General features: G+C 40.2%; 14 protein-coding genes. 12 read left to right on the top strand and 2 right to left on the bottom strand.

The genetic code is table 11. The features are described from left to right. Positions 1 to 100: 100 nt before the first annotated feature. Complete coding sequence (locus OQX62_RS00345) at positions 101 to 934, top strand: N-acetylmuramoyl-L-alanine amidase (RefSeq protein ID WP_265829283.1); 834 nt, start codon at positions 101 to 103, stop codon at positions 932 to 934. Positions 935 to 1028: 94 nt separating this feature from the next. Here the strand turns inward: OQX62_RS00345 and OQX62_RS00340 are convergent, their stop codons facing one another. After that, on the bottom strand, positions 1029 to 2690 hold the full coding sequence (locus OQX62_RS00340) for a glutamine--tRNA ligase/YqeY domain fusion protein (protein ID WP_265829282.1): 1662 nt from the start codon (positions 2688 to 2690) through the stop codon (positions 1029 to 1031). Positions 2691 to 2770: 80 nt separating this feature from the next. On the opposite strand from OQX62_RS00340, the gene OQX62_RS00335 reads away from it, so the two are divergent. The 7 genes from OQX62_RS00335 to OQX62_RS00305 all read left to right on the top strand — a co-directional run bounded on the left by OQX62_RS00335 (position 2771) and on the right by OQX62_RS00305 (position 7806). After that, positions 2771 to 3190, top strand: coding sequence for a cobalamin B12-binding domain-containing protein (locus OQX62_RS00335; protein ID WP_265829281.1), 420 nt, complete (start codon positions 2771 to 2773; stop codon positions 3188 to 3190). 3 nt (positions 3191 to 3193) lie between these two features. Next, entirely contained in the window at positions 3194 to 3976 is a 783-nt protein-coding gene (locus OQX62_RS00330) for an enoyl-CoA hydratase/isomerase family protein (RefSeq protein ID WP_265829280.1), read from the top strand. A gap of 188 nt (positions 3977 to 4164) precedes the next feature. After that, positions 4165 to 5574 (top strand): sigma-54-dependent transcriptional regulator, encoded by a 1410-nt coding sequence (locus OQX62_RS00325; protein ID WP_265829279.1) that lies wholly within the window; start codon positions 4165 to 4167, stop codon positions 5572 to 5574. A gap of 8 nt (positions 5575 to 5582) precedes the next feature. After that, positions 5583 to 6635: an AI-2E family transporter gene (locus OQX62_RS00320; protein ID WP_265829277.1), complete on the top strand. Its 1053-nt coding sequence runs from the start codon at positions 5583 to 5585 to the stop codon at positions 6633 to 6635. A gap of 63 nt (positions 6636 to 6698) precedes the next feature. Continuing rightward, positions 6699 to 6965, top strand: a complete 267-nt coding sequence (locus OQX62_RS00315; protein ID WP_265829276.1) for a YtxH domain-containing protein — start codon at positions 6699 to 6701, stop codon at positions 6963 to 6965. 33 nt (positions 6966 to 6998) lie between these two features. After that, positions 6999 to 7382 carry a phage holin family protein gene (locus tag OQX62_RS00310; protein WP_265829275.1) on the top strand — a complete coding sequence of 128 codons (384 nt, stop codon included), beginning with the start codon at positions 6999 to 7001 and terminating at the stop codon, positions 7380 to 7382. Then, entirely contained in the window at positions 7366 to 7806 is a 441-nt protein-coding gene (locus OQX62_RS00305; RefSeq protein WP_265829274.1) for a hypothetical protein, read from the top strand. The genes OQX62_RS00310 and OQX62_RS00305 overlap by 17 nt, the downstream gene beginning before the upstream one ends. A 46-nt stretch (positions 7807 to 7852) precedes the next feature. Here OQX62_RS00305 and aspS read toward each other — a convergent pair whose 3' ends face one another. After that, positions 7853 to 9598: an aspartate--tRNA ligase gene (aspS, locus tag OQX62_RS00300; protein ID WP_265829273.1), complete on the bottom strand. Its 1746-nt coding sequence runs from the start codon at positions 9596 to 9598 to the stop codon at positions 7853 to 7855. A 147-nt stretch (positions 9599 to 9745) separates the two neighbouring features. On the opposite strand from aspS, the gene OQX62_RS00295 reads away from it, so the two are divergent. The 4 genes from OQX62_RS00295 (at position 9746) to OQX62_RS00280 (ending at position 12948) form a co-directional block, all read left to right on the top strand. Next, complete coding sequence (locus OQX62_RS00295; protein ID WP_265829272.1) at positions 9746 to 10303, top strand: RNA polymerase sigma factor; 558 nt, start codon at positions 9746 to 9748, stop codon at positions 10301 to 10303. Next, a complete protein-coding gene (locus OQX62_RS00290) occupies positions 10293 to 10820 on the top strand; it encodes a hypothetical protein (RefSeq protein ID WP_265829271.1) in 528 nt (175 codons plus the stop codon). The genes OQX62_RS00295 and OQX62_RS00290 overlap by 11 nt, the downstream gene beginning before the upstream one ends. Continuing rightward, the gene (locus OQX62_RS00285; RefSeq protein ID WP_265829270.1) at positions 10817 to 12076 is read left to right on the top strand and encodes a hypothetical protein; all 1260 of its coding nucleotides are present in this window, start codon (positions 10817 to 10819) and stop codon (positions 12074 to 12076) included. Before OQX62_RS00290 ends, OQX62_RS00285 begins: the two co-directional genes overlap by 4 nt. An 83-nt stretch (positions 12077 to 12159) precedes the next feature. Next, positions 12160 to 12948, top strand: coding sequence for a TerC family protein (locus OQX62_RS00280; protein ID WP_265829269.1), 789 nt, complete (start codon positions 12160 to 12162; stop codon positions 12946 to 12948). The last annotated feature ends 23 nt before the right edge of the window (positions 12949 to 12971 follow it).

Raw genomic sequence — 12971 nt, 5'->3', positions numbered from 1 at the left:
ACGCAACTAAATTAGGAAAAAATATAAATCAGGCATAAACTTTAGTTAAATCAGGTGCATTTATATAAAAAAAGGTAATTTAACGGCTCACAATTACAAAATGATCAAAAAATACAGTTACAAAAAATTATCCCTTTTAGCATTTTCTGCAGCACTGACCTTTACTTCTTGTTCTACAAACAAATATGCGGCAACAAATAAAATATATAAAGAGCAGGCAAAGGAGTTTGGAGAAACCCTGGCAACAGTGCCTCCGCCGAAGCAAATGATAGATTCCATGCCAGTGAATGAACAGACATTTATTGGCTCCGTGAATTTTGGTATTCGCAAGCCCAATTTCGTCATTCTTCACCACACGGCACAGGATTCTACCGCTCAGACCATAAAAACATTTCTGATTAAAAAAACCGAGACGAGTGCACATTATATTGTTGGTCGTGACGGAAAAGTGGTACAAATGGTGAACGATTACCTGAGAGCGAACCATGCAGGTGCCGCTAAATGGGGAAATGATACTGATCTTAATTCTTCATCATTAGGGATCGAACTGGATAACAATGGTAATGAACCTTATTCGGACGTGCAGATTAGCAGTCTGATCACCTTGCTTTCTACACTGAAGACTAAATATAATATTCCGTCTGCAAATTTTATAGGGCATTCTGATATCGCTCCAAAAAGAAAACAGGATCCCAATAACTTCCCATGGAAAAAATTAGCTGAACAAGGTTATGGCCTGTGGTATGATGCCGTACTGCAAATCCCGCCGCCTGAATTTAGTCCGGCAGTTGCATTACGAGTGATCGGTTATGATGTGAGCAACCTCAATGCCGCTATTATTGCTTTTAAGAGACATTTTATACAAACAAATATTAACCCTGCGCTATCCGCATCGGAAATGATGATCCTGTTTAATTTGTACAAAAAATATTAAAGAGAAGGCAGGTCTTATCTGGAAATGTCAATTAAAAAAATGCGGGTATATCGTGAGAATCATATACCCGCATTTCTGTTTATAACTGAGGCAATTACTTCTTCGCTTTTGCCCAGGCGTCTTTTAATCCGACAGTCTGGTTGAAAACCAGTTGTTCCGGAGTAGAATCCGTATCCAGACAGTAATAGCCTTTACGAATAAACTGGTAACGTGAATCAAGATCTGCATTGGCCAGGAAAGGCTCTATATACGCTTGTTTAATCACTTTCACACTATCTTTATTCAGGTAGTCTTTAAAATCACCGTCTTCACTATCTGGTGATTCTACAGAGAACAATCTATCGTAAATTCTTACTTCTGCAGTTTTAGCATGTGCTGTGCTTACCCAGTGAATAGTTCCCTTTACATGGATTTCGCTGGTATCTTCACCACTTTTAGATTCAGGAATGTAGGTACAGTAGATCTCCGTTACATTACCATCGGCATCCTTCCTGAAATCATCACACTTCACGATGTACGCATTTTTAAGTCGTACCATCGCACCAGGAGCTAATCTGAACCATTTTTTTGCTGGCTCTTCCATGAAATCCTCACGTTCGATCCAGAGCTCGCTGCTAAATGGAATTTCTCTCGTTCCGCCTTTATCTTCCGCTTCAGGATTGTTTTCTCCAATCAAAGTCTCCTCCTTGCCTTCAGGGTAGTTCGTGATGATCAGTTTAATAGGGTCTAAAACTGCCATTACGCGGTTTGAGGTCTTATTCAAATGTTCACGCACACAGAATTCAAGTAAACTCAATTCTATCAGGTTCTCTCTTTTGGCAATACCAATTCTTTCGCAGAATTCGCGGATACTTTCTGGTGTATATCCTCTTCTTCTTAAACCGCTGATGGTAGGCATGCGCGGATCATTCCATCCGCTAACAATTCCATCATTCACCAGCTGCAATAATTTACGCTTGCTCATTACCGTATAGGTCAGGTTTAAGCGGGCAAATTCATACTGTTTGGAGGGGAAGATTTCCAGTTTCTCAATAAACCAGTCATACAGTTCCCGGTGAGAAACATATTCAAGCGTACAAATAGAGTGTGTAATTTCTTCAATACTATCGCTTTGTCCATGCGCAAAGTCGTACATCGGATAAATACACCATTTATTGCCCGTACGGTGATGTTCAGCATGTTTAATACGGTAAATGATAGGATCGCGCATCAGCATATTCGGGCTGGTCATATCAATTTTTGCACGTAGTATACAAACCCCGTCCTCAAAATCACCAGCTTTCATTTTACTGAACAGCTCCAGGTTTTCTGTTATGCTGCGGCTACGGTATGGACTAGCTGATCCCGGTTCTGTAGGTGTGCCTTTAAGGGCAGCAATTTCGTCTGCAGTACCATGATCTACATAGGCCAGGCCTTTTTCTATCAGCGTAACAGCAAAATCATACAGCGTATCAAAATAATCTGAGGTATATAATTCGTTTTTCCATTCAAAGCCAAGCCATTTAATGTCTTGCTGCTGACTATCTACATATTCAGTTTTCTCTGTTACCGGGTTGGTATCATCGAATCTCAGGTTAGTATAACCGCCATATTTTTTGGTCAGCCCGAAATTTAAGCAAATGGCCTTTGCGTGACCAATATGTAAATATCCGTTGGGTTCAGGAGGGAAACGGGTAACTAATGTTTCGTATTTCCCTACTTTTAAATCGTTTTCAATGATCTCTTCAATAAAGTTCAATGATCTTTCCTCACTCATAAAAACTGTAAATTTATATCCAAAGTTAACATAAAAGAGCTAATTTCACTTACATTTACGATCTACTACCGGTATAATTTATGAGCAAAACATTAAATAGACCAATTCGTGTTTTAGTAGCCAAAGTAGGATTAGACGGGCATGACAGAGGAGCAAAAGTGATTGCCACTTCCCTGAGAGATGCAGGTATGGAGGTGATTTACACAGGATTACGTCAAACTCCTGAAATGGTAGTGAATACGGCATTGCAGGAAGATGTTGATGCAATAGGTATTTCCATCCTCTCAGGTGCACATATGACCGTCTTTCCGAAAATTGTTGACATCATGAAAGAAAAACAGCTCAGCAATGTATTACTGACCGGTGGCGGAATCATCCCGGAAGCCGATATGGATCAGCTTCATAAAATTGGTGTCGGCGCATTGTTCGCTCCGGGTACCACCATGCAAACTATCGTAAATTATATCCAGGAATGGGTTTTTGAACATCGACAATTCTAAATCATGACTTATCAGAACATTTTATCAGAACTTAAAAATAACCTGCTTTATATCACGATTAACCGTGAACAGAAATTAAACGCATTAAATAAAGATACTTTAATTGAGCTGGCCGATGTTTTTGCATTCGCATCTACGGAAAAAGAAGTGAAAGGCGTAATTTTAACGGGTGCAGGAGAAAAGGCTTTCGTGGCAGGGGCAGATATATCTGAATTTTCCAGTTATACCACAGATCAGGGTGAAGCTTTAGCAAGAAACGGGCATGTAACTGTTTTTGATGCCATCGAAAATTGTCCGAAGCCAGTGGTTGCCGCAATCAATGGATTTGCATTGGGTGGTGGGCTGGAACTGGCCATGGCCTGCCATATACGGGTGGCCGCGGATACTGCGAAAATGGGATTACCAGAAGTTTCCTTAGGATTGATTCCGGGTTATGGCGGTACCCAGCGTTTAACTGCATTGGTTGGAAAAGGAAGGGCGATTGAAATGATTGCCACTGCTGATATGATCTCTGCAGAAAAGGCGGAACGGATAGGACTGGTCAATTACGTGGTATTGCCTAGCGAAGTAATGGGAAAGGCAGAAGAAATTCTGAATAAAATAAAAATGAGAGGGCCGCTTGCCGTAGCTGCTGCAATCAGAGCAGTCAACGCAGCCGGAGCAATTGCTGCAGACGGATTCGAGGTGGAAATTGAAGAATTTGGCAAGTGTTTTGGAACAGCAGATTTCAAAGAAGGGGTGACTGCCTTTTTGGAGAAACGTAAAGCAGATTTTAAAGGCGCTTAACATTAGGCTAATATCAAGCTTTCTCCAAGCGTACTATTTTATGATCAGGTTATTGCCTTTAGGTCATTTTTTAATCTATTTTAAATAAAAAAGGGGAAATTTGACTTAAAACTGTAGAAATTATTTCCCATATAAAATATTTCTTTATATTTATCATCTGATTAGGTTTTCAGAATTAGGTGCCAAATATGAAAAGGATATTAATAGTAGATGATGAAGTTAATATAGGGCTATTGCTGTCAAAATTCTTAACAAGAAATGGTTTCACGGTTAACACTGCTACAAGTGGTTTGTCTGCGCTCGACTATCTCGCAAAGGACACTTATGATCTGGTGTTATGTGATTACAGGCTTGAAGACACCGATGGCAAGGAAATGCTTATTAAAATCAAAGAGAGCTATCCGCTTACCGGCGTAATTATAATTACAGGTTATTCAGATATTAAGCTTGCAGTAGAGCTGATCAAACTTGGTGCTTACGATTATATCACCAAGCCTTTATATCCGGATGAAATTTTAAATACAATTAATAAGGCTATTGATACACAGGTAGCGTTGAATGATGCTTTTGCAGAAAGCCATAGCAGACAGGAAGCACCGAAAGTAAAGGCTGCAAAACCTGCGTATACTCAGGTGGAGAATTTTGTTGCCGGACAAAGTCAGGCTTCAAAAGAATTATTGAAACAGATTCAACTGGTTGCGCCTACTACTTACAGTGTTATTCTTACCGGGGAGAGCGGAACAGGGAAAGAATCTGTTGCCAAAGCGATACATTTAAATAGTCCGAGAAAAGATAATCCTTTTGTGGCAATGGACTGCGGTTCTTTAACAAAGGAATTAGCAGGAAGTGAGTTTTTCGGACATGAGAAGGGTTCCTTTACTGGTGCGCTGAATACAAAAATCGGACATTTTGAAATGGCCAACGGAGGTACCTTATTTCTTGATGAAGTAGGTAACCTCTCTTACGAAATTCAGGCAGCACTTTTAAGAACGGTTCAGGAGCGGAAGATTAAAAGGATCGGAAGTACCAAAGAGATTGATCTGGATGTACGGATCATTGTTGCTACAAATGAGAATCTGGGTACGGCAATACAAAAAGGAAGGTTCAGAGAGGATTTGTACCACCGTTTTAATGAATTTTCGATCATTCTGCCGCCATTGAGCCAGAGAGGAAAGGATATCATGATCTTTGCCAGGAACTTTCTTGATTTTGCCAATGAAGAGCTGGGCAGAAATGTACAGGGATTCTCGAAAGATGTGGAAGAATGTTTCCTTACCTATAACTGGCCGGGAAATGTCCGTGAGTTAAAGAATGTGGTTAGACGGGCTACATTGCTCACTGAATCTGATGAAATTCAACTGAAGGCGCTGCCATTAGAAATCTCAACGGATGCTAAAGTGACCGCTATAGAAAATACGATTCACCGTAATCCGGAGAAATCCAGGGATCTTAAAAATGCGGCTTCAGAGGCAGAGTATGATGCTATTCTGAAAGTTCTCAGAGAAGTAAACTTCAACAAGACAAAGGCTGCAAAAATTCTGAATATTGACAGAAAGACCCTTTATAATAAAATGAAAGCGATAAATCTGGACACCTAGACGTTTTTATGTCGATTTTTACGTATAAGCAGCGGAATACAATTAACCTGGTGATTATCATTGCTCTAGGTTGTGTGATTGCTTATTCGCTTCAGGGGATCTTTGGATCTATACTGAGTACGCTGGTTATGTATACTATTCTAAGACCTGTTTTTCTTTTTCTAGTAGAAGAGAAAAAGTTAAACAGGAGCTTTGCTGCGGTATTGTTACTGTTTGTTTCCGTTATCCTGATTATTCTGCCATTTTATGCTTTAAGCACCATGGTTTTGCAAAAGATTGCAGAATTACAAAATGATCATATTTACTTCAGTAACCTTATTTTTAAAGTCAAACATCTTATTCCGGTAGGAACAAATTCACAGCACTTAATAGAAGAGGGATTAAAAAAGGCCGGTGAATGGGCTACGGAATTATTTCCTTCGCTGATCTCCGGGGCCTTTAATATCGTACTCGGACTCTTGCTGATGTATTTCCTATTATATTTCATGCTAGTGGAAAACGAACGTTTCGAAGCAGCATTGATTAAGTACGCACCGTTCAGAACGCAAAATGCGCAGCGCTTTGGCGAAGAGATGAGAAATACAACCTATGCCAATGTAATTGGGCAGGGTTTTATTGCGCTGGTACAGGGATCATTGGTGAGCCTCTCTTTTTTTGTTCTGGGCTATAAGGATCCTGTTTTCTGGGGAGTAATTACAACATTTATTTCTTTTGTACCCATTCTCGGGCCGCCAGTTATATTTGTGCCTGCTGCGCTGTTGCAGATTGCGGACGGTAATAATTTTGCAGGCTGGGCAATGCTGGTATTTGGCTTCGTGGTCATCATTAACATAGACAATGTAATCAGGTTTATGATTGCGAAAAGGGTGGGCAATATCCATCCAATCATTACTGTGATTGGTGTAGTTATTGGTATTCCCTTATTTGGTATATTGGGTCTGGTGTTTGGTCCCCTGTTGTTGTCGTATTTTATTCTGCTGATCAAAATTTATGAAACCAGTGCAATGGCTTCGGAAAGATTGGAAAGAATTAAAACAATTTCTGATACAGAAGAGTTATAATCATCAGTAACAAAAGCGCAAATTACTTTTTTACATATTATTTTACACATAAAAACTAAAGTCATGAACGATAATTCAAAAGTATTAATTGGTCTCTTAACTGGTTTAGCTGCAGGTGCTGCATTAGGTTTGCTGTTTGCTCCGGAAAAGGGAAGTGAAACGCGCGATAGATTAAGTCAGTCTTTAAAAGACCTTGGGGATTCTATTAAAGACAGAGCTGCTGAAGAAATTGAAAACCTTACTGCTATGAAAGATAAAGTGGTAGGTTCGGTAAAAAGTAAGCTTCATGAGACTGAAGATGAGTTTGCTGACGATGTTGAGCACGCCTAGATTTTAAGACAAAAAAAGCTAAAAACAATACCAATGGAGGAGAAGAAAGAAAAGAATTTTGAGGAAATAATCTCAGAAGCCAAAACTTATCTGGATACACGGGTGGAATATACCCGGTTATTCTTTATAAAGCGGGCATCTAAATTATTTGCGGACATCGTAACCACTGCAGTGGTAGTGGTATGCTTTGTACTTGCTTTCCTGCTGGGAACAATTACACTGGCACTTTATCTGGCTTCAGTATTGAATAGTGCTACAGCAGGTTTTGGTGTAGTCGCTCTGATTTATCTCCTGATTGCAGTTGTTGTTTTTCTTGCTAAAGATAAATTCATTGAAAAAGCTATCGTTAACTTCACTATCAGAAAATATTTCAATAAACTAGAAGAGGAGGAGGAAGAAGATGAGCAAAAAGTATAATATCAAAAACCTGAATGATCTGCAGGCAAAAATGCTTAGTCTTAAAGTGGATTATAAGATGCAGGAAGTAGTCATTAAAGATGACGTGAAGACTTATGCTAAACAGTTTACCCCTGGCAACCTGATCAAAAAATACGCAACGCCTTCCTCCCTGCTAAAGGTAGATGACAAGCTGAATATCAGCAGTAAGCTGATGTCATTTGTCCTTCCTGTACTGATGAACAGTACGCTGTTCAGAGGATCTGGTTTTATTACCAAAACACTGGTAGGCCTGGCGACAAGCAAAGTTGGGAAGACACTTGATGCAGAACATTTATCTGCAATATTTAACTCAGTAAAAGGGTTATTTGGTTCAAAAAAGAAGAAAGAGAAAGCTGGTGTGTATGTCGATTATGGTATACCTCCGGATAGTGAGACCTATTAAATCTTATATAAAAAAAGGAAGCCTAATAGCTTCCTTTTTTTATGATTTATAAATTTGTCTTTATTTTCAGTTCTTTCAATTGCTTCTCGTCAATTGTAGAAGGACTGTCAATCATTACATCCCTTCCAGAATTGTTCTTAGGGAAAGCAATTACATCCCTGATGCTATCCAGACCAGCAAATATTGAACATAGCCTGTCAAAACCAAAAGCAATGCCACCATGCGGCGGTGCGCCGAATTCAAACGCATCCATCAGGAAGCCAAACTGTTTTTGTGCTTCTTCTGTAGAAAAACCAAGGTGTTTGAACATCAGTGCCTGTAAGGTTCTGTCGTGGATACGAATGGAGCCTCCGCCAATTTCAGTACCATTTACCACCATATCATAAGCATTAGCCCTCACATCTCCGGGATGGGTATCCAAGAGTGCGATGTCTTCTGGTTTTGGAGAGGTGAAAGGGTGGTGCATTGCATGGTAGCGTTCTGATTCTTCATCCCATTCCAGTAATGGAAAGTCCAATACCCATAGTGCACTGAATATATTTTTATCACGCAGGCCAAGTCTGGTACCCATTTCAAGGCGCAGTTCACTTAATTGTTTGCGTACCTTATCTTTTGTTCCAGCCATTAATAAAAGTAAATCGCCTGGCTCAGATTGCAGGGCTTCAGACCATTTCTGCAGCTCAGTCTCACTGTAGAATTTATCTACTGAGGACTTTATCGTACCATCATCATTATGTCTGCAGTAAATTAAGCCTGTAGCGCCAATTTGCGGGCGTTTAATAAAGTCAGTCAGCTCATCCAGCTGTTTGCGTGTATAATGCGCACAGCCCTTCGCATTGATGCCTATAACTAATTCCGCGTTATCAAATACCGGGAAGTTCTGTCCTTTTACAATATCATTCAATTCTACAAATCTCATCTCGAAACGTGTATCAGGTTTATCTGAACCATACCAGCGCATGGCGTCAGCATATTGCATTCTGGGCACCTCAGGCAAATCAAAGTCCTTTACTTCTTTAAACAAAGTACGGATCAGGCCTTCGAAGGTATTGAGGATATCTTCCTGTTCAATAAAAGACATCTCACAATCGATCTGTGTAAATTCAGGCTGTCTGTCTGCACGTAGGTCTTCATCTCTGAAACATTTTACGATCTGGAAATAGCGGTCAAATCCCGACACCATCAGCAATTGCTTAAATGTTTGCGGCGATTGCGGTAATGCATAAAATTCGCCGGCGTTCATTCTGCTGGGAACGACAAAGTCGCGCGCCCCTTCCGGGGTTGATTTGATCAGGACAGGGGTTTCCACCTCGATGAAATCCAGTCCATCCAGGTATCTTCTTACCGCCTGTGCCATTTTATGGCGCAGTACCATATTATTTCTTACCGGGTTTCTACGTAAATCCAGGTAGCGGTATTTCATACGTAAATCATCACCTCCATCAGTTTCATCCTCAATCATGAATGGAGGAATCTTTGAAGAGTTTAATATCTCCAGGCCGGTAATCTTAATTTCTACTTCTCCTGTAGGGATCTTAAGGTTTTTATTTGAACGCTCAACTACTAATCCGCTGGCTTTGATGACAAATTCGCGGCCTAAGCTGCGCGCAATTTCACATAACTCACGGTTATCGTCCATATTAAAAACCAGCTGAGTGATGCCATAGCGATCACGGATGTCTATAAAAGTCATTCCTCCTAAATCTCTGGATTTCTGTACCCAACCGCACAGTATAACGCTTTCGCCTAAATTTTCAATGTTTAGTGCTCCGCAAGTTGTTGTTCTTAACATTATCAATCGGATTAAGTCGCAAAAATATTGATTTTGACCCATATATTTCAAAGCCTTGTTGATTTAGCTTAGTATATTCAAAAGTTTTATCATTATGGTGCAACGTTTTAAAAAGCTGAGTGTCATTTATAGCGAATAAGAAAAACATTGGAAGCCGTATACATCGACAAGAATATTGAACTGGTCAACGACTGCCGGAAAGGAAGCCGGAAAGCACAATTTGAATTATACAAGTTGTATGAGCGTGCTATGTACAGTGCTGCGCTACGGATTGTCAATCATGAGGCAGAAGCGGAGGATGTTTTACAGGAAGCTTTTCTGGAAGCGTTTACAAGAATAATTGATTTTAGAGGAGACACAACTTTTGGCTTATGGCTTAAGCAGATTGTAATTAATAAATCGATTAACTGCTTAAGAAAAAGAAGAGCGGAATTTGTAAGCATTGACGGGGTGGACCTGCCAGATGAAATTGCGGGGTCTGACGAGGACCTGATACTCAGAGTAGAGGAGATCAAAGCTGCGGTAAGATTATTGCCTGACGGGTACAGGGTGGTGCTGACGCTTTACCTTTTTGAGGGATATGATCATGAAGAAATTGCGCATATCCTCAAAATAACTGAAGCCACTTCACGTTCGCAACTGATGAGGGCTAAAATGAAATTAAAAAACAATATGGAAAAGAAAGGAGCAAGAGATGAGTATTAAATTAGAAGATTTCATTAAGGAAAATAAGAAAGCATTTGATACTGACATGCCTTCGGGTATGTTATGGGACAGGATAGATGCCGAGCTGAATAAAAAAAAACCAAGACCAGTAATCGATCTGCGGCTTTGGGCTGGTGTCGCTGCTGCGGTTCTTGTTATGCTGGGGATTACATTTGTTTACCTTTTGCCAGCAAAGCAGCAGCATATGACTGTGGCAGATGTAAATCCATCCTATGCACAAAAGCAGCTTAGATTTGCAGGGCTTATTGAAGAGAAACGTGATAGCCTGCAGATTTTTGCGAAAGCTAATCCGGAACTGTATCATAAGTTTAGTGCTGATCTGGAAAAACTGGAACTGGCTTATGATCAGTTGAAGAAAGAACTTCCTGCAAGTCCAAACCAGCAGCTGGTTGTCAAGGCCATGGTTAAAAACCTGGAAATTCAGTTACAAGTAGTGAGTCAGCAGCTATCTATCATTAATGAAGTAAGTCAATATAAAAAGGAGAACAGTATATGAAAAACTTAATATTTTTCGGTCTTGCACTGTGTTGGTCTGGTGGTGCAGCAGCACAAGTGAACGTGGATGCCAGGGTGCCGGTTAATGTTGATTATGCTGTTAATATTAAGCAAAATGATGTGATTGATGCGGAAACGGATGTGCAGGATGAAGATGAACCTGTGCAGGTGAGGAAGTTTAGCAAAACATTTGCGGTAGACCGTGCAGATAAGATCAATCTGAATAATCAATTTGGCTCCATACTGATCAAAACATGGGACAGGAAAGAGGTGAAAATAGATATTACCGTCAGTGCTAACAGCAACAATGACGGGGAAGCCCGGAAATTAATTGAACAGGTAAATATTACTGCAGATAAAAATGGGGACGTTGTTTCCTGCAGGACATCAATTGGTCAGGGGAGCAGGCGCGGTGGCAGAAACAAAAAACGGGAAATTAAAATTGTTTATGTGGTGTACCTTCCTTCAGGCAATCCACTGACTGTTTCACAGCAGTTTGGTAATGTCATCATGGGAGATTATGACGGACCTCTCTCTGCAAAAGTACAGTACGGTGATTTTAATGCCGGAAATTTATCATCTGCAAATAATTATGTGGCTGTGGAATATGGTAAAACTACTATTATTTCAGTGAACCGCGCTGTAATCAAACAGCAATATGGTGCCGGATTAACAGTAGGGACTGTTGGAACGCTGGACTTGGATGCACAATATGTTAAAGTGGCTATTTCTACCATCAAAGGAGATGCGCTGATCAGACAGCAGTATGGAGAAAGCCTCAAAGTGGGCTCAGTTAATAATCTAGACCTGAATATTCAATATGCAACTGCAACGATTGGTACGATCAAAGGAAATGCAACTATTGATCAGCAATATAACGGATTGAAAATAGGATCTGCGGGAAAATTGAACCTGCGTTCTGAATATGCGGGTGTAACTATCGGTGCTTTAAGGGGAGATGGCAATTTCAATATGAGCTATAACAACCTGGCGATAAATGAAATCAGCCAGTCCTGCAGGAACTTGACTATCGACGCCGAGTATGTGGATATTGCAATGGCTTTTAATGACAGTTATCATGGCGACTTTACCGTGCAGAGAAGTTACGGAGGATTCAAATACGGATCAAATGTAAAGGCCCGGATCAGTGGGGATAGTGATGATTCATCGAATAAAAACTATACCGGTAAAATCGGGAATGGCGGGACGGGAAATGTCCGTATTAAAACTGAATACGGATCCCTCACCTTCAGGTAAAAAACGTAAAACTTAATACAGCTAAAGCTTGTTGATTATTCAGCAAGCTTTTTTTATATCTTAGCCATTATACAAGAATTTATATGGAATTTTTTACCACCCCTGAAGCATGGATATCCCTGTTAACGCTTACCCTTTTAGAAATTGTTCTGGGTATAGATAACATTGTTTTCATTTCTATTCTTTCTGGTAAACTTCCCGCAGATCAGCAAAAAAAGGCAAGGCAGTTAGGTCTTGGACTGGCTATGATTACCAGAATCCTGTTGCTGCTTTCTTTAAGCTGGGTAATGAGCTTAACTTCTCCGCTGTTCAATATAGGGTCGTGGATCAGTCTTGATAATAAAGAGTGGCTGGAGAAGCTGGCCATTTCGGGGAGAGACCTGATTCTTATTTTGGGCGGCTTATTCCTGATCTATAAAAGCACGCATGAAATACATCTGAAACTGGAGGGAGAAGAAGATGAAGAAGGCAAAGCTAAGGTGCATTCGTTTGCCGGAGTAATTGTTCAGATCCTGATATTGGATATCGTTTTTTCTCTGGATTCTGTAATCACTGCCATAGGTATGGCCGAACATGTGGAAATTATGATTGCTGCGGTTATTATAGCCGTACTGATTATGATGGTTTCGGCCAATGCAATCAGTGCCTTCGTGAATAACCACCCTACGGTAAAAATGCTTGCACTATCTTTTCTGCTGCTGATCGGTGTTTCCTTGTTGGCCGAAGGTCTGGATCAGCATATTCCTAAAGGTTATATCTATTTTGCGATGGCTTTCTCTATTCTGGTGGAAATGCTTAATTTGAAAATGAAGAAAAATACCAAGACACCATTAAAGCTGAGGAACAGTCCAAAAGAAGAGGAAAAAATATAATACCGGAAATACACAATTGTTTA

This window comes from Pedobacter sp. MR2016-24 (genome assembly GCF_026239655.1).
GTDB lineage: Bacteria > Bacteroidota > Bacteroidia > Sphingobacteriales > Sphingobacteriaceae > Pedobacter.
The sequence above is the reverse complement of the archived record's forward strand: the minus strand, read 5'-3'. Positions and strand labels throughout refer to the sequence as shown.